The organism is Amorphoplanes digitatis, from assembly GCF_014205335.1.
GTDB classification, from domain to species: Bacteria; Actinomycetota; Actinomycetes; order Mycobacteriales; family Micromonosporaceae; genus Actinoplanes; species Actinoplanes digitatus.
In genome coordinates this window covers 4,054,668-4,071,090 of record NZ_JACHNH010000001.1, presented here as the reverse complement: position 1 = coordinate 4,071,090, position 16,423 = coordinate 4,054,668, and the positions used below count along the sequence as shown (strand labels likewise).

Below are 16,423 nucleotides of genomic sequence, written 5' to 3'. Positions count from 1 at the left end.
CAGGACCGTTGGCGGCGAACCCTACGTCGTGATCAGAAGTCGCCGGTCGCGAGGCGGCTGAGTGCGGTCAGGCCCGGAACGAAGAGGTACTCGGCTCCCCTGGTCCGTACGAGGTCCGGCTGGGCCTCGATGAACACCGGCGGGCTGCCCGGGATTGTCATCTTTCCGGTTCCGTTGGTGTCGCCCAGCAGGTAGTCGCGGTCGGCGCCCAGGTTGAACGCGTCGCCGTCGTTGCACCAGGCCGCCTGGACGGTCTCGAACTGCCGCTCGATGTCCGCGTTGAAGCAGACGAAGACGAGTCCACGGTCGCCGTCGTCGGGATCCCACGCGGTGTCCTCGGGAAGCTCCCTGCCGTACGGCATGCCGCGGCGGATCAGGCGGTGCCGGGCGGAGAGGACGCCCTGCCGGAGGCCGTCGCGCGGGTTCGTGCGGCGGATGTGCGCACCGATCGGGCACTCGTAGCCCGCCGCGTCGTGCGGGAGGTAGCGGAAGTCGTTGCTCACGACGTCCGCGACCACGTCCCGGAGGTCCTTCACCTCGCGGTGCGGGTTGGCCCGCAGCGGCACCCCGTCGCGCCACCGTCCGACGATCTTGGCTGCGACGAGCTCCTCCGGCATTCCGGTACGCTCCGCGGCCTCGCACAGGCCCTGGCGGAACGCCGCCACGTCCTGCCGGAGTTTGCGGTAGACCATGTAGGTGCCGTTGCGGGCGAGCGCGGCCGTGGGCCGATCGTCCTGCTGGCCGTCCTCGTCGGGATAGCCGAGCAGGAACTCGCCGGCCTTGAGCGGACGCCATCCGGAGCCGTCGTCCAGCGGCACCCCGCCGCCGCGGTCGTCCATGCGGGTACGCCGCTCGACACCCTCGATGTCCGGCTGCGAGAAGCCGTCGGCGTACCCGAAATGCTCGCGTTTGGCCGGCAGGGCGTGCGCCTCCTGCTCGTGCACGACGCTGACGCCGCCGTCCACGGCGCCGATAAGGTCGAGCAGGCGCAGCCGCTCGTCCCGCAGCCGGTCCTCGGTGTCCGCGTTCAGGGTGAGCAGGAGATGGGCCTCACCCGTGCCGAGCCCGGCGTCCCAGTTGCCCGGGTCGCTCTCGCCGGTGTCGCCGAGCCGCTCGGCGCGCTCCCGCGTCGGCTGGCGGAAGGCGGCCGGAAAACGGTCGAGCGCCGCGCTGGGCAGGCCGAGTCGCCGGAACCCGGTGAACGTCACGGCGACGTTGAGCGCCGTCGGCGGTACGAGTCCCGGTGGGTGCCGCCGCGCGGTGGTCACGCGGCCGGCGAGCCGGGCCAGCAGCTCGCGCGCCGCCGGCTCGGTCCGCGCGTGCAGGAAGAGGTAGGCGACGTGGTCGAGGCGGTAGCCGTGGAGGATGTTTCCCTGTACGTCGTGCAGCTCGATCGACGGTGGCATCACGATATCCCGAAGTGCTCGATGAAGGCGGCCTGAAGATCTTCGTCGCGGAGGCTCTGTGCGCGAACCGCGAACGGGATGTGCGCGTCCCGCACCTCCAGCGCGGTCCGGACCTCGACGATGGTCGACTGATAGGCGGCGAAGCTGAGGGTGGTGGGCAGCCGGTTGTGCCGGAAGTAGCGGTGGAACGACGCGCGCCGGCGGCGGCCCGGATATCCGATGCAGTGGCCCCAGATGGCGTCGGTCTCCGCGCCGGCCCGTAGGCGTAGCTCTTCGAGGTGTTCGCCGAGCTCACCGTTGAACGTGCTGGTGAAGAGCAGGTATTGCATCCGCAGCGGGCGCGGCGTCGGCGGCGCGCCCGGGAAGTCCCGCTCGACCCGGTCGATGATGACCCAGCGGGCGAGATGGGTCCGGTCGAGCCGGCGGAACGGGCTCCGCGCGCCGGCCGGGATCGTCGCCAGGTACGCGCCGAGGGTCTCCCGCTCCGCGGAACGGATCGGGGTCAGCGCGGAGAAGTGCGTTATCGCGTTCGGGTCGCGGCTCATAGGTCGCCCTGCCGGCGTTCGAGGAATCCGCGGTACACCACCGCGAATTCCTCTGCCGTGGCGGTCCTGGCCGCGTCCACGAGGAATTCCTGCTCGCGTTGGATCCGCAGGGCGGACAGGACCATCCGTACGCTCGCCTCCGGGTACGCCGAGTACGCGTGCGCGGCCGGGTACGCCAGGTTCTCGATGTACTCCCGGACCTTGGTGACGGACCGCACGCCGGGGAAGCCGAAGGAGGTGCCCCAGGCGCGCTTTATCGACTTCTGAATGAGATAGACGAATGACTCTATGTAGGGCTCGGTGGCGCCGCTGAAGGCGGTCTCCCAGAACAGGTACGGATGGCCGAGACGTTCGCGTACCTGCGGCCGGCCATTGTAGGGAATCGACGTGACGATGCTCCACCTGGTGAAATACACGGCGTCCAGCGGACGGATGCCCATGATGCCGGGAAAGATCTCCCCGATCTTGAGCATCGACCGCAACCAGACGATCCGGTACGGCTTGACCGGCGAGTGCACGGTGAGGAACTTGACGCGGTCCGGCGACGTCATCGTGTCGCCCCCGCCATCGCGTCGAAACGCACCCGCAGACGGCTCGGGAAGTTCCCGTTCCAGCGCAGCCGGCCGGGCCTGCCGGGCGCCCGCCGCAGGGCCGGTGACCACAGCAGCGGCGCGAGCAACGCCGGAATCTGTACGCGGGAGACGTGCTCACCGAAGCACCGGTGCAGGCCGTCGCCGAAGATCAGGTACTGGGCGCCGGCCCGGGTCGGGTCGAAGCGGGACGGCTCGGGGATCGCGTCCTCGTCCCACATGGCCGAGTGGGTGCCGACGAAGACGGTGGCACCGGCGCGCAGCCGCCGGGCCCGCGCGGTGCCCTCGGCGAGGGTCACCGGGCGCACGCACTTGCGGAGCAGTCCGGCCTGGACGGCCCGGAAGCGGAGCGCCTCCCAGATGACCCGGCGCAGCCCGTCGATGTCGGCGTCGTGCGCCGTCTCCCGTACCCGCGCGTACGCGGCCGGGCGGCTCAGGATCTCGTCCACCGCCAGCATTGCCGCCTTCTCGGCGTGCCAGAGCCAGCCGACGGCGAGCATGATGAGGAAGTCCCGGATGTCCGCGTCGCTGAGCACGACCGCGACACCCGCCTTCTGCCGCGCGACGAGTCGCTCGAGAACGTTGGCCGGCTCCCGCGCCTCCGGCACGGCCGCCCGGGCGGCCGCCACCAGCGCGTCGACGTGGGCCCGCATCTGAGCCGTCGAACGCCGGGCCCGCTGCTGGATGGTGGACAGGTTCCCGGAGTTGAGGAAGATCTCCTGGAAGATGTCGTGCGCCCAGCCGGCCTGCACGCCCCGGCCCGGGCTGGGCAGGCCGAGGTACCGGCTCACCACCAGCTCGAGCACCGGCTGCACCAGGTCGGCGCGCACGTCGAACACCCCGTTGTGGCGGGCACCGCGTATCCGCCGGCGTGCCTCGTCGGCGACCAGGGTCTCGAGCATCGGCAGGTCGGACGCGTTCATCACCGCGCTGAGCTCGGCGTGGTCGACGCGGTGGCCGGCGCCGTCGAGCCCGAGGATGGAGCGCCCGGGCAGCCGGTCGCGGTACGGGGTGGTGAAGGCGTCGGTGTCGCGCAGTACCGCGAGGACGTCCTCCCGGCGGGTGACCACCGCCAGCTTCGCCGTCGACACGATCGGGTGACGGCGGCGGACCGGGCCGAGAATGCGTTCGGCGTGCGAGTCGAGCTGCCGCTGCAACCACGAGTTCATCGCCTCCCGGGCCGGCGCGAGGGCCCGCCCGAGCAGGGGCCGGCCCTGATCAATCTCTACCTCGACCACCGTTCCTCCACTGCATCGAGTTTGTTGAAGGCAGACGGCCGGCGCTTCCCGCGTGATACGGGATCCGTCGATGAAAACCGAGACTCCCACGGGACAGCGCTTGGTCGGAATGGCTTTTCCGGCCGCCGGGCCCAGGTCAGCCGAGCGCGAAGTCCCTGACGTCCTGTGACTCGAGATCCATCCGGAGACGCTGGAGAATGCGGGCGCGGGTCGGGCCGATGCTTCCGATCGGGATGCCGAGCCGATCGGAGATCTCCCCGTAGCTCAGGGGCGGCGACGCGAGCAGCATGGTCAACAGCTCGCGGTGCCGCTCCGGCAGCCGCCCGACGGCGCGGCGCACCAGGGTCACCCGCTCGCGCCGCAGCAACGACTCCTCGGGCCCCGCCTCCGAGCCGGCGGATCCGTACCGCAGGACCGTCCGGTCCTCGTACCCGTCCACCGGCAGCTCGTGGGCCGACTCCCGGATCATGTTGACGCAGATGCGGTACGCGGTGATCCGGAGCCAGCCGGCGAGGCTTCTCGGATCCCGGATCCGGTCGAGGTTCTGGATCAGCCGTAGCCAGGTCAGCTGGACGGCGTCGGCGGACCGGGCCTCGCCGAGCCGGAATCCGCGGACCACCGACCGCAGCAGGACGCTGTAGTCCTCGACGATCGTGTTCCATGCCGCCGCATCGCCGTCCGCCGCCCGGTCGAGCAGCTCCGCGACATCGTCTGGCGTCATCTCGCGCCCCGCTTCCTGATGTTCACCGCGTTGACTCGGCCGACGTTCCGGCACGGCCGCTAACGGCACGTCAGCGCAGGCGGCGCCGGCGCTAGCGGGGCGTTAGCGGGCGCGGCACCACGGGGTGCGGTCACGGGGTATCACCGGAGGTCGCGCCGGTGTCCTTCCCGGTAGCCGCCGCCCGGGGCGAGGCGGGCGGATCATCGGGAGGTATGCGGTGAACGAGTCCGGCGCGCACTGGTACGACGACGACCACCTGCTCGAACTCCTGGCCGTCGTACTGCGGGCGGGACCGCCGTCCTTACCGGAGGTTCGGCTCTCCGATGTCGTCGCGGCCGGCCGGGCGGCGTACCGGTGGAGAATGGCCGGCGCCCGGCCGGGCCGGGCGGCCGTGCTGTTGTTCGCGGAGTTGCTGAGCGAGCGCCTGGGTTCGCTGGTGCGGGTTGACCCCCAGCTCGCGCAGCATCGCGTGACAGCGGCGCAGCAGCGTCATCGCGTTCGCGAGGTCACCGGCGGACAGGTACGCGGCGATGAGCAACTGGTACGCGGTCTCGGACCACTCGGCGACGCCGAGGACCCGCTTGCCCAATACCAGCGCGGCATCGACGTCGCCGTGCGCCAGCAGCAGGTGCCCGGCCCGGATCGCGATCGTCACGAACTGGCCGCGGACCCGGTCCCGCTCGAGCTCCAGCGAGGCACCCTCGGTGACGTCGGCGAGGAAGTCGCCACCCCACAGGGCGATGGCCCGCCGGTACGCCGCCAGCGCCGCGGACGGCGCGCCCTGGCGCTCCAGCGCGCTCGCGGCCTCCACGATGCGGTCGAACTCGTCGGCGTCGACCAGCAGACACTCGTCGGTGATCAGCTCCAGCATCGAGCCGGTGCTGCGGACGAAGTACGGCGGCTCCTGTTCCGCCCGGTCCGGTTCCAGGAGATTCTGGAGGTAGGCGAGGGTCACCCGGAGGTTTCGCCCGGCGCTGCGCTCGTCGAGATCCGGCCAGAGCTCGGCGGTGATCGCCGCGCGGGTGGTGCGGCGGTGCACCAGGAGAAAGCCGAGCAGATGCCGGACGCGCATCCGGCCGAGCTCCGGCGCGACGACGGGTGAACCGTCACGCTCCAGCCGCAGCGGACCCAGGACCCGCAGCCGCAGCCGGTAGGCCGGCATGGCCGGAATGTTGCGGATCAGGCTGCGCGCGGTGCCGGCGATATCCGCGGCCGGCGACCCCGTCAGCCTGCGCAGCGTGGCGCGCGTGCGGGTGCCGAGTTCGTCCAACAGCTCGCGGCCGTCGGCCCGGCCCGCCGCGATCAGGGCGACGGCCAGCTCCGTGGCCCACGAGACGGGCAGCTGTGCGCCGGCGATCCGGCGGGTCGTCAGCGGCAGCGCGCGTACCCGGGCCGGCGTGCCGTTCTCTCGCACGTCGACCAGGGCCTGCACCACGCGCAGCGTGTCGGCGAAACATCCGGGTGGCGCCGCGGCGTCCCAATGTTCGCGCACCCGCGGCACCAGGACGTAGATCAACGGCAGCGCCGCCGGCGAGACCTGGAGCACGGCCGGGCTGCGGATCAGCCCGGACCCGGCGACCTCCCGCAGCACCGCGACGGCCCGGTCCTCGTCGCCGAGGGCGACCGCGTGGTACGCGTCCGCGAGAGCCCGGGCCAGCAGGGCCCACACGACCGGGGAGGCGCGCAGGGTGGGGCCGAGGGAGTGGATCAGCTCCGCCGCCTGCTGGTCGCGATTGGTCAGGCTCAGCATGACGACCGCGGTCGTGACCAACTCCGGTGAGCAGAGCACCGTCGAGCTGTTGAGGTCGGCCAGCAGGTCGGGCAGCAGGGCCTCCGCCTCGGCGGAACGGCCGAGCAGGCGCAGCGACTCCAGCAGTCCGCTGCGCGCCACCGGCCGCAGGGACGGCGGCGCCAGCGCCAGCGTCCGCCGGGCGAGCGGCTCGGCTCCCGCCGGGTCGCCCAGCTTGAGGAGCACGATGTGCATGAGAAGCCAGTTGGACACCGGGCTGAGCGGGGCGTTCGCGATCAGGCCGGCCGACGCGATCTCGGTGCGCACCACCTCCGGGTCGGTGGCGAGCAGCGATCGCAGGAGCGCGGCGAGGGCCAGCGCCTCCGCGTGGCCGGCCGCGGCGAGCTCGGCGAGCCACCCGGTCAGGGCGATCATCTGCTCGCGGTCACCGCGCCAGAAGGCGATCAGCAGCAGCGCGTTGACGCACGCGAACCGGACCGGCGGCTGCCCCTCGGCCGCCGAGAGTGCGCTCTTGAGCAGCTGCTCGGCCTTCGCCGGGTTCGACGGCTCGATCGCCATCGCGGCCAGCAGCAGCCCCTCCGGGGTCTGTTGCACCTCGGGCGGCATCCGCCGGATCCACCCGGCGAGGACGTCGACCGGCACCAGCGGCGTGAAGACCTCGCAGACGTCGACGACGAGTTCGCGGGCCTCGTCCCACGCCTGCGCGTCGAGCAGCAGCGCCATCGCCTCGTGGTACCGCCGGCGGCCGCGGAGCACGGCGGCCGCCGTCCGGCGGGCGGCGACGGCCCAGTCGTAGTCGACCTGGTCCTGCAGGGCCGACTGCCAGAGGCCGTGCGACGACCACCATCCGTTCTGCGAGCGCACCACGAGCGGCAGGCCGTCGAGCATCTTCTCCAGACTGAGCCGGCGGCCCAGAACCGCCGCGGCGATCTCGTCGTCGGCACCGCCGACGGTGACCAGCAGCTCCAGGGCCTGACGGCGATCGGAGGAGCTCGGGCCGAGTAGCTCCTCCCAGACATAGCCCGTGACCGCCTGGCGACCGGCCGTCGCGGTCAGCTCCGCCAGGGCGGGCCATCCGCCGACGGTGCTCAGGAGGTCGGTGCGCACCCCGCGCAGATCCGCGAACTCGGCGATCTCCTCGCTGCGGAACTGGAGGTCCGCCTCGTTGATGACCATCGCGTCCCCGTTGGCGACCAGGCGGTGCGTCAGCGGCGGAACGGGTGGGCGGGAGGCCAGGACGATGTGCCCGTTGCGGGGCAGCTCCGCGACCAGCTCGGCGAGCAGCTGCCCGCTGGCCGAGTCCGGGCCGATGTGGTGGATGTCGTCGATGATCAGTGCGACGTGCTCCGGCGCGGCACCCCAGATGGCCTCGGCGACGGCCAGCGCGGCCTCCCGCGGGCTCTCCGCGGGCGGGGTGTCGATGCCGACCGCGGCGAAGATCCCAGAACAGAAGTACGACAGCGCCAGGTCGTTCTTCTGGCAGGTCAACCACTTGTCGTCGCCGTGCGGGGACAACGCGTTCTCCACCACGGCCTGCGCGAGCAGCGTCGTCTTCCCGAAGCCGGGCGCCGCGACGATCGCCGTCAGGCGATAGTGGAACCGGTCCTGGAGCTGGGCCAGCAGGCGGGGCCGCAGGATCAGCGCGCGGTTCGAGATCGGCGGATCATATCGAAGCGGCTGACTCATGCTGCGCTCCTCTGTCGAGCCGATGCCGGACCGAGCAGGGCGCGGCGCGCTCTGCGCAATCCTAATCGAGCACGGTCGACCGGCCGAGACCGTCGGCAACCGGGATGTAGCGGGTTGTCGACACATCACCGTCGCGCCGGGCGCGGTGGCCGGAGGCTCGTCACGCGACGGGCCGGCCGTCTCACCCTCCGTTCCGGGACTCCGAGGTCGGACCGAGGCCGACGGCGGCGACGCCCGGCACGGTGGGTGCCCGCGGCTGCCCACGACGATCAGCTGGGCACGCCGCGAGGCCTCGACCAGGGCGGGACTTCCGGCCCGCCCGGACGGGACCTGGCGCTCTGCCCGGACCGGAGCGCCTGGCAGACGATCGAAGGAGATCGAAGACGGAGGCAGCCATGACCAGACGGCCCATCATCGTCGGCACCGACGGCACCGACTCCAGCCTCTCGGCCGTGCGGTGGGCCGCCGCCGAGGCCGAACGCCGGGAACTGCCGTTGCGCATCGTGTACGCCTACGACGGGGACTCGCAGGAGTGGATCGACGTGGCCCGGCTGACCGCCGACGCCGTCCTCGCCTTCGCCGACGACCGTGCCCGCGAGACCGCACCGAACGCCGCCATCTCCACCGAGGCGCTCGCCGGACCCGCGGTGCCGCGCCTGCTCGACCTGGCCCGCGGCGCCGAACTGCTCGTCCTGGGCAGCCGCGGCCGCGGCGGCGTCGCCGGCCTGCTGCTCGGCTCGGTCAGCCAGCGGATGGCCACGCGGGCCGCGTGCCCGGTCGTCGTCGTACGCGGCCGCGCGACACCCGACGGGCCGGTCGTCGCCGGAGTGGACGACACCCCCGCCGGCGACGATCGGCTCCTGGAGGCGGCGTTCGAGGCGGCGACCGGCCGCAACCGGCCGCTCATCGTCATGCACTCGCAGCTGCCGCCCGCCCCGCTGTGGCTCACCGACGTGCCGCCCGCCGCCGTGATCACCTACCCCGAGCAGGACGCCGCCGAGCGGGCCCGGCTCGACCAGCGGCTGGCGCCGTGGCGTGAGAAGTACCCCGGCCTGCCGGTCGAGGCCGTGCTGACCCACCAGAGCGCCGCATTCTGGCTGGGCGACGCCTCCCGCACCGCCGGGCTCGTCGTCGTCGGCGGTGGCCGCAGCGGCACGATGACCGGCGCCCTGCTCGGCTCCACCGTCACGGGCCTGCTGCAACACGCGGACTGCCCGGTCCTGATCGTCCATTCCGGTGCCGAGGACGAGGCGGCGCGATGACGGCGGCGTCCACACGCCGGCCGCGGGAACCACCACGTCGGCGCCGTCGCGCACCACCCGGCCGACCGGCCCGCGGGTGCGCCACTCGGGACCAATGGCCCTGACCCTCGCCGCGGCGCGGCGGCAAGCTGGGTGCGGCCCATCGGCGCTGCGCCGTGCCGACCACCCGCCGTGTCGGCTCGACGAACATCGCCGATGGGCCTTCATCTCGAAACGGGACAACGGAGAGGACCTCCGGCCCTGACCCCCGGACGACCTTCGGCAACGCTGGAGAAGCGTCGGCCGTGACGGCGGCTCGGCACGCGGCCCGAGCCGGCGTGCGGCATCCTGGGCATCTGACCAGATAAGGGGACCAATGGCCCTGTCACCGGCCCACGGTTGAGGACGATGCTTGCCGTGACGCCCACCGGATGCCCGTCCGACACGAGGCGGGGCACCCGGCAAGCGCCGAACCCGCCGCATCGCACCATGGGAGGCCGCCATGAACGCCGACATCGGTGACCGGCTCGCCCTCGAGGGTCCCGAAGCCCGAACATACGACCGTTCACCCGGTCCTGTGCTCGTGAGCGGCACAGCGACGAATCCGGCGGGTCCGGTCGTCGCGGCAGTCGACGACGACGCCAATCCGGGTCCGATCCTGCGCTACGCCGCGGCGCAGGCCCGCCACCTCGGGGTTCCGCTTCGGGTGGTCCACGTCTGGGCGGGTCGGGCCACGGCGGCGCCGGGCCTGCGGATGAGCCGCCACGACACGATCTCCGACGCCGACCGTCTGCTGTCGGCGGTGCTCTATGACCACCTGACGCCGGCCCAGGCCGCGGACGCCGAACGCGAAATCCTGCACGACCACGACGTGGTCCACGCTCTGACCGCGCTGAGCGCCGACGCCGCCCTGCTCGTGATCGCGGCCCGCGGCAGACCGGCGACCGACGCCGGTCCGCTCGGCAGCACCGTCCAGGCACTCCTCGGACGCACGGGTTGCCCGATCGCCGTGCTGCCGCCCCACGCCGAGGTGGTCACCACCGCAAGCGACTGGTGAGGACGAGCGGCCAGTTCCCACGGCGCCGGCCTGGGCAGCACCGTGGCGCTCGCGCGGGCGCTGGACACACTCGGCACGCCGCTCCCGCTCCGCTTCATCTCCGAGGTCTTGGTAGTCGCGTAACTGTCGGATAGGCGCGCTTTTCGAGACGGGCATTCCCGCCTCGCCAGGTGCACAATTCAGCCGTGGCGAGTCAGACGCTGGTCGGCAGGACAGGGACCGTGATCAACGGCATCCGCGGCGGCGGCCGCCCCGGAGAGGTACGGCTGGTAGTGGAGGGCATCGCGCACTATTACCTCGCGTACGCCGAGACGGCCGTTCCGGCCGGCGCGGAGGTACTCGTCATCAACAGCCGTGGCGCACGCCAGATCGACGTCGAGCCATGGCCGGCCGTGCCGGCGGACGGCAGCGCCCGCGGCGTCGAGGAAGGGCTGTGAAAAGTGTTCGGTTATCGGGTACCCGCCCCCAATGAAGCGCTTCTGATCAGTGGTCGCAAGCAGCGCGGGCACGACGCGCTGCCGTTCAAGATCGTCACTGGGCACGGCGTCTTCGTCATGCCCATCTTCTCCAAGGCCACCCGGCTTACCCTGGCCATGCAGGAGGCCGAGGTGATCGAGGACTGCTACACCCAGCAGGGCCTGACCCTCGCCGTACAGGCGGTCATAGCGTTCAAGGTCGGCGACGACCACGAGTCGATCGCCGCGGCCGCCCGCCGCTTCCAGGGTGACCAGAGCCAGATGTCCACCCTCGTCGGCCGGATCTTCAGCGGCCACCTGCGCAGCATCATCGGCAGCATGACCGTCGAGGCGATCATCCGGGAGCAGCAGACGCTCGCGGACGCCATCGTCGACGCCAGCAAGACCGAGATGGCCCGGATCGGCCTCGCCGTGGACTCCCTGCAGATCAGCAGCATCGACGACAAGGGCGTCGGCTACATCCGCGCCCTGGCCGCGCCGCACCAGGCCCGGGTCAACCAGGAGGCGAAGGTCGCGCAGGCCGCGGCAGACCAGGCGAGCGCGATGGCGCAGCAGGAAAGCATGCGCCACCAGGCCGAGTACGCCCGCCAGACCGCCATCGCCCAGGCCGAGTACCAGGCCGAGATCGACCAGGCCCAGCAGACGGCCGCGCAGGCCGGTCCGCTCGCCGCCGCCCGCGCTCAGCAGGACGTACTTGTGGAACGCTCGATCGTCGCCCAGAAGAACGCGGAGCTGCGCCAGGCCGAGCTGATCGCCGAGGTGGTACGCCCGGCGGAGGCCGAGGCGGAGCGGATCCGGACGCTGGCCCGCGCTCAGGCGGACGCGACAAAGCTGTCCGCCGAGGCGGCCGCGGCGCAGGACCGGATCGCCCTGGACCAACTGCTCATCCAGCAGTTGCCGGAGATGCTGCGTGCCGCGGCGCAGGGCCTACAGGGCGCCAACGTCACCGTGCTGGACGGCGCCGAGGGCCTGAACAGCGCGGTCGCCTCGCTGGCGGCGCAGGGCCTGACCATGCTGGAGACGATCCGGACCGGCCTGCGCACCGAACCGGACACGGTCGTCACCGCGCTCAACGGCAAGGCGAACGCGGCGCCTCCGGCCGCCTGACTCGAAAAGCGCCACGCCCCACGATGGTTCGTGAGTATGGTCGAGCGGTGGCCACCTCGCGCAGACGGGACGGATTCGCCGTCGTTCTCGCGGTCGTAGCTCCCTTCGCCGTCTCGGCGATGTTGGTGCCGCTGCGCGACCGCATCGAGAACACCGACGTCGCGCTCCTGCTCGTCGTGGTCGTGGTCGCCGTGGCAGCGTTCGGCAACCGCCCGGCCGGCTATCTGGCGGCGCTGTCCGCCGGCGTCTGGTTCGACTTCTTCTTCACCGCCCCCTATCAGCGCTTCACCATCGGGGACGGGTCCGACGTCGAGACGCTCGTGCTGCTGATGGCGGTGGGTATAGCGGTGACCGAACTGGCCGTGTGGGGTCGCCGGCAGCATGCCGTCGCCAACCGCGAGGCCGGCTACCTGGCAGGCATTCAGGCCGCCGCCGAGATCGGCGCGACCGGCGGGTCGTCCCAGGACCTGATCAAGCAGGTGTCCGGCCAACTGGTGGACACCCTGCACCTGCGGAGCGCCCGGTACCAGCCCGGTGTCGCCGGCCTCGGCAGCCCGCCCCGCCTCGGCCGCGACGGCCAGATCCTGTGGAAGGGCAGCGTGTGGGACGTCGAGCGCAAGGGTCTGCCGGCCGACACCGACATCGAGCTACTCGTCGAGAACGCCGGCCTCCTGCACGGCCGCTACCTGCTGAGCGCCGTACCCAAGACGTCCGCACCGCTGAGCGAACGCCGCGTCGCGGTGACCCTGGCCGACCAGGTAGGCGCGGCCCTGGGCTGAGCCCGACCTCAGGGACCGTCAGACCCGCTCCCCAAACAGGCGACGTTCCGTAGCCCTCGCTACGAGCAGCACGAGCGCAGGTATTTGCTTTCGGCGAGGCTCGTCGGTCGTCCGGTGGTTGCGGCGATGGTTGATCATTGACCAGCCTGTCGTTCTCCGAGCTCGGACTGATCGACCGGCAGTCGTGGGTGGCGGAGCACGTGGTGGCGGTGACGCCGGACTCGGCCAGCTCGGACTGGTACTTCCCGGAGGGCACACTCGCCCGGTGGCTGGCCGCCCACGATCTGCCCTCCACCGTGTACGCCTTTCCTCCGCTGGGCGTGCAGACGCTGCGGGAGGCCTACCGGTATCTGGTCGACGAGCTGGATGTCGACGCGGTGGTGCTGGTCGACGGCGGCACCGACATCCTGCTGCGCGGTGACGAGAACGCGCTCGGCACACCGGTGGAGGACATCACCAGCCTCGCCGCGGTGGCCGGCCTCGACCTGCCGATCAAGCTGGTGAGCTCGCTCGGCTTCGGCATCGACGCCAACGACGGCGTCAACCACGTGCAGGTGCTGGAGAACCTCGCCGCGCTCGACCGCGACGGCGGCTACCTCGGCGCGCTCTCGATTCCCGGAACGAGCCGGGAAGCGAGGCTCTACCGCGACGCCGTCGCCGACGCGCACGCCGCCACGCCGCAACGCCGCAACGCCGCAACGGCCGAGCATCGTCCACGGCCAGATCGCCGCGGCCACCAGCGGCGCGTTCGGGGACGTCCAGTTCGCCCGGCGCACCCGTGGCAGCACCCTGTTCGTCAACCCGCTGATGGCCATCTACTTCACCGTCGACCTCGACAAACTCGCCGCCCGCTGCCTGTATCTCGACCGCATCGACAACACCTACGGCAGGCGACAGGTGACCAGCCGCATCGAGGCATTCCGCAACGAGATCCCCACCACCCGCATCCCGCGGGCCTTTCCCCACTGAACGCGTGCGCCGGGGACCCAATCTGGTGCCGAAACGCGTTGCCGGTGACCTGGTCGGGGCTGCATGCCACACTCGTCCGGGCGTAGGGGCGGGCGGAACTTCAGTGGTTCCGCCCGCCGTTCTTGCTGGTCAGTGCGCGGTTAGCTGGGGCGGCCGTCGGCACCGCACTTGATGACCGGACGGATGCAGTCACGGACGCGCCGATCCATCTCGGCCACCGGCCACGCGTTGAAGAAGTCGCCGTGCATCGTGAAGCCACGGCCGGAGGACAGCCGGATGGCGGCGGGGTTGCCGGTGATCGGGTACCGCAGCACCTGGCGGAGCTTCGGCACCGGGACCGGGTGCGACGACGGGCAACCGTTGTTCACCGGGTACGCCATGTGGCTCTTGTGGTCGGCGGAGTCCAGGTCACGCCCGTTCCAGCACTGCGGGAAGTCCAGGTACGACTCCAGTTGGGTGCCGGCCGGGCAGCTGACGAAGTCTTTGCCGACCAGGTTGCTCGGTCCATGCAGGCAGGACCACCGGGAGATGGTGGTCGCGTCCGGTGCGGTGGCCCTCGCGTTGCCGGCGACGATCCGCATGCCGAGCGGCATGGACTGGATCGCCCCGGGGTTCGCGATGCCCTCACCGAGGTAGTAGAACGTCACGATGTTCGGTTCGACCGGCTGGTTGGCGGCGTTGTAGAGCGTGGGCACCCAGTACGACGACAGGTCGACGCTCGGGTTGCAATTGCTTCTGCCGTTTTGCAGGGAGTTGAGGTTGGTGTGCGCGTTCGTCGACGTGGCACCGAAGAAGCTGTGCATGTGCGACGCACCGGGCAGGCCGGGGAACACGATGGGGTCGTCGGGGAGGCGGTGGCTGAATGGGCAGTCGGCGAGGAACTCCGACACGCGGACGATCGCCTGCGCCTGGGTGGGTGCGACGAGGATGCCGGCCGTGAGGGCTAACACCGCGGTTCCTAGCAGCGAAAGCAGACGTCTCGGCCAACTGGACTGGGGATTCGTGCGGTTCATGGGGGACTCCTTCGGGCCGGGGAAGACCGAACGACCACGCCCTCTTAACAATCGAGAGAGCGCTTTCACAAATAATCCAGCCTGTATTGATAGGTGTCAATCATCAGACATTGAGGGTGATCTCAGCGATGAATAGCGCGGAAAGGGCGCGGGAGCTTGTCCGCTCCCGCGCCCTGACCGTCAGCGTGCCGCTCGGCCGGCCGTCACGCGGCCTTCACGAAGGACTGCGCGGCCGATCCGTTGCAGTCCCAGATCTGGAGTCGGGCGCCGTCCGCTGTCGAGCCTGACGGCGAGTCCAGGCACCTGCTGGAGTTCGGGTTGCGCAACCGGTTACCTTCCTGGACCCAGTTCTGTGCGCCGCTGCCGTTGCAGTCCCAGAGCTGCACCTTCGTGCCGTTGGCCGTACCCGCGCCGGTGACGTCGAGGCACCGGCCCAACGTCCGCAGGGTCTGGCCGTCCCAGCTCCACTGCTGGTCCTTCGACAGAGAAGGCCCCTGGCATGTCCACAGCTGCACGGCCGCGCCGTTGCCGCCCGTATCGTTTCCGGCCACGTCCACGCACTTGCCGCCCGGCCCGTTGATCTGCGTCGCGGGCCCGCCCGTGGGAGGCGGCGTCGTGCCCCCGCCGTCCTGGTAGTAGCGCACGTAGTCGATCGACGCGGTGAGCGGGAACTGGCCCTGCACGGGGTTCTGTCCGGGGTACGTGCCGCCCAGCGCCAGGTTGAAGATGAGGTGGAACGGCTTGCGGAACTCCTCCAACGTCGCCGGTGTCGTGTCGATCACGTGCGTCTGCACACCGTCGACGTACCAGCGGATCTGCGCGGCCGTCCACTCGATCGCATAGATGTGGAAGGCCGCGGCGTTGTTGACGGCGGGGTTCGCCACGTAGTTGGCGTTCTGACCCGCCGTCCACGGGAACACTCCGGTCCGGAGATCCCAGAAGATGTTGTTCGTCACGGTCGCGTTCGCGTTCGCGTGTTCCATGATGTCGACCTCGCCGCAACTGGCCCAGTTGGTGGGCAGGCGGTCGTAGTAGGTCTGCGCCGGGTTGTAGGCGCCCGTGGACGTCTCGTCGCACGAGTCACCGAGCATCCAGAAAGCCGGCCACGAGCCGGTGGCGGTCGGGAGCGCCATGCGCGCCTCGATGCGGCCGTACTGGAAGGACCTCTTCGTGTCCGTCGTCATGCGACACGACGTCTGGTAGAAGTTACGGCCGTTGACCGTGATGGGCGTCGTGAGCCAGTTGGCGCGCATCACGAGGTTGCCGCCGGACTGCGAGCAGTTCTCGGGCCGGTACCACTCCCACTCGCCGTTGCCCCAGCCGTCGAAGGCATTGAGGCCGGGGTTGAGGCCGTTGCCGACGTTGTAGTTCCAGTTGGCACTGCTGGGCGCGCCGGACCCGTTGAACTCGTCGGCCCACACGAGGTTCCACGCGGCGTGCGCGGGCTGCTGCTGGACGACCACGCTGCCGACGAGCGCGGTGACGGCCGCGGTGAGGATGACCATGAGGCGCCGGAGGCTGCGTGACAGCGCCCGGTCCGCGAAACCTGCATTCATTGTCACGGAGAACGTCCTCTCGTTCGGAGTTGGTCCGATCTACTGCGAGGGGCGATATGAGACGTCTCTGTAAACATTATTACGTAAATATTTCCAACTGTCGATGCGACGGGACCTACTCGCAGACCGAGTCTGAGGAAGTGCCGGGGCGGCTAGTTGCGGTTTGTCGCGTTTGCGCCGGGCGGGGCGGACGCCACGGCGTGTGACCGCTCCGCCGCTCGGGCCCGCCCGGGGAAAGCGGCGTCATGACCGGGTTCGTACTCTTCGGCGAACCAGACCGCCAGGATGT

General features: G+C 70.9%; 14 protein-coding genes. 6 read left to right on the top strand and 8 right to left on the bottom strand.

The window, feature by feature from the left end:
• Positions 1-32 precede the first annotated feature (32 nt).
• The 6 genes from BJ971_RS17685 to BJ971_RS17660 form a co-directional block, all read right to left on the bottom strand.
• A complete protein-coding gene (locus BJ971_RS17685) occupies positions 33-1,406 on the bottom strand; it encodes a Dyp-type peroxidase (RefSeq protein WP_184994363.1) in 1,374 nt (457 codons plus the stop codon).
• Positions 1,406-1,951: a hypothetical protein gene (locus BJ971_RS17680; protein WP_184994362.1), complete on the bottom strand. Its 546-nt coding sequence runs from the start codon at positions 1,949-1,951 to the stop codon at positions 1,406-1,408. The genes BJ971_RS17685 and BJ971_RS17680 overlap by 1 nt, the downstream gene beginning before the upstream one ends.
• Positions 1,948-2,502: a hypothetical protein gene (locus BJ971_RS17675; protein WP_184994361.1), complete on the bottom strand. Its 555-nt coding sequence runs from the start codon at positions 2,500-2,502 to the stop codon at positions 1,948-1,950. The genes BJ971_RS17680 and BJ971_RS17675 overlap by 4 nt, the downstream gene beginning before the upstream one ends.
• The gene (locus BJ971_RS42175) at positions 2,499-3,779 is read right to left on the bottom strand and encodes a cytochrome P450 (protein ID WP_184994360.1); all 1,281 of its coding nucleotides are present in this window, start codon (positions 3,777-3,779) and stop codon (positions 2,499-2,501) included. The genes BJ971_RS17675 and BJ971_RS42175 overlap by 4 nt, the downstream gene beginning before the upstream one ends.
• A gap of 136 nt (positions 3,780-3,915) precedes the next feature.
• A complete protein-coding gene (locus tag BJ971_RS17665; RefSeq protein WP_184994359.1) occupies positions 3,916-4,500 on the bottom strand; it encodes an RNA polymerase sigma factor in 585 nt (194 codons plus the stop codon).
• Positions 4,501-4,801: 301 nt separating this feature from the next.
• On the bottom strand, positions 4,802-7,936 hold the full coding sequence (locus BJ971_RS17660; RefSeq protein WP_184994358.1) for an AfsR/SARP family transcriptional regulator: 3,135 nt from the start codon (positions 7,934-7,936) through the stop codon (positions 4,802-4,804).
• Positions 7,937-8,331: 395 nt separating this feature from the next.
• Between BJ971_RS17660 and BJ971_RS17655 the strand changes: the two genes are divergently transcribed.
• From BJ971_RS17655 to BJ971_RS17630, 6 genes are all read left to right on the top strand, one after another.
• Positions 8,332-9,198: a universal stress protein gene (locus BJ971_RS17655; RefSeq protein WP_184994357.1), complete on the top strand. Its 867-nt coding sequence runs from the start codon at positions 8,332-8,334 to the stop codon at positions 9,196-9,198.
• 481 nt (positions 9,199-9,679) lie between these two features.
• Positions 9,680-10,234: a universal stress protein gene (locus BJ971_RS17650; RefSeq protein ID WP_184994356.1), complete on the top strand. Its 555-nt coding sequence runs from the start codon at positions 9,680-9,682 to the stop codon at positions 10,232-10,234.
• Positions 10,235-10,419: 185 nt separating this feature from the next.
• On the top strand, positions 10,420-10,671 hold the full coding sequence (locus BJ971_RS17645) for an NfeD C-terminal domain-containing protein (protein WP_184994355.1): 252 nt from the start codon (positions 10,420-10,422) through the stop codon (positions 10,669-10,671).
• A 3-nt stretch (positions 10,672-10,674) separates the two neighbouring features.
• A complete protein-coding gene (locus BJ971_RS17640; protein WP_184994354.1) occupies positions 10,675-11,817 on the top strand; it encodes an SPFH domain-containing protein in 1,143 nt (380 codons plus the stop codon).
• Positions 11,818-11,864: 47 nt separating this feature from the next.
• Positions 11,865-12,596 carry a DUF4118 domain-containing protein gene (locus tag BJ971_RS17635; RefSeq protein WP_203709444.1) on the top strand — a complete coding sequence of 244 codons (732 nt, stop codon included), beginning with the start codon at positions 11,865-11,867 and terminating at the stop codon, positions 12,594-12,596.
• A gap of 137 nt (positions 12,597-12,733) precedes the next feature.
• Positions 12,734-13,651, top strand: coding sequence for a DUF1152 domain-containing protein (locus tag BJ971_RS17630; RefSeq protein WP_239087595.1), 918 nt, complete (start codon positions 12,734-12,736; stop codon positions 13,649-13,651).
• 54 nt (positions 13,652-13,705) lie between these two features.
• On the opposite strand, the gene BJ971_RS17625 is transcribed toward BJ971_RS17630, so the two are convergent.
• Positions 13,706-14,515, bottom strand: coding sequence for a DUF1996 domain-containing protein (locus BJ971_RS17625; RefSeq protein WP_239087596.1), 810 nt, complete (start codon positions 14,513-14,515; stop codon positions 13,706-13,708).
• A 266-nt stretch (positions 14,516-14,781) separates the two neighbouring features.
• A complete protein-coding gene (locus BJ971_RS41355) occupies positions 14,782-16,134 on the bottom strand; it encodes a ricin-type beta-trefoil lectin domain protein (RefSeq protein WP_239087599.1) in 1,353 nt (450 codons plus the stop codon).
• Positions 16,135-16,423 lie beyond the last annotated feature (289 nt).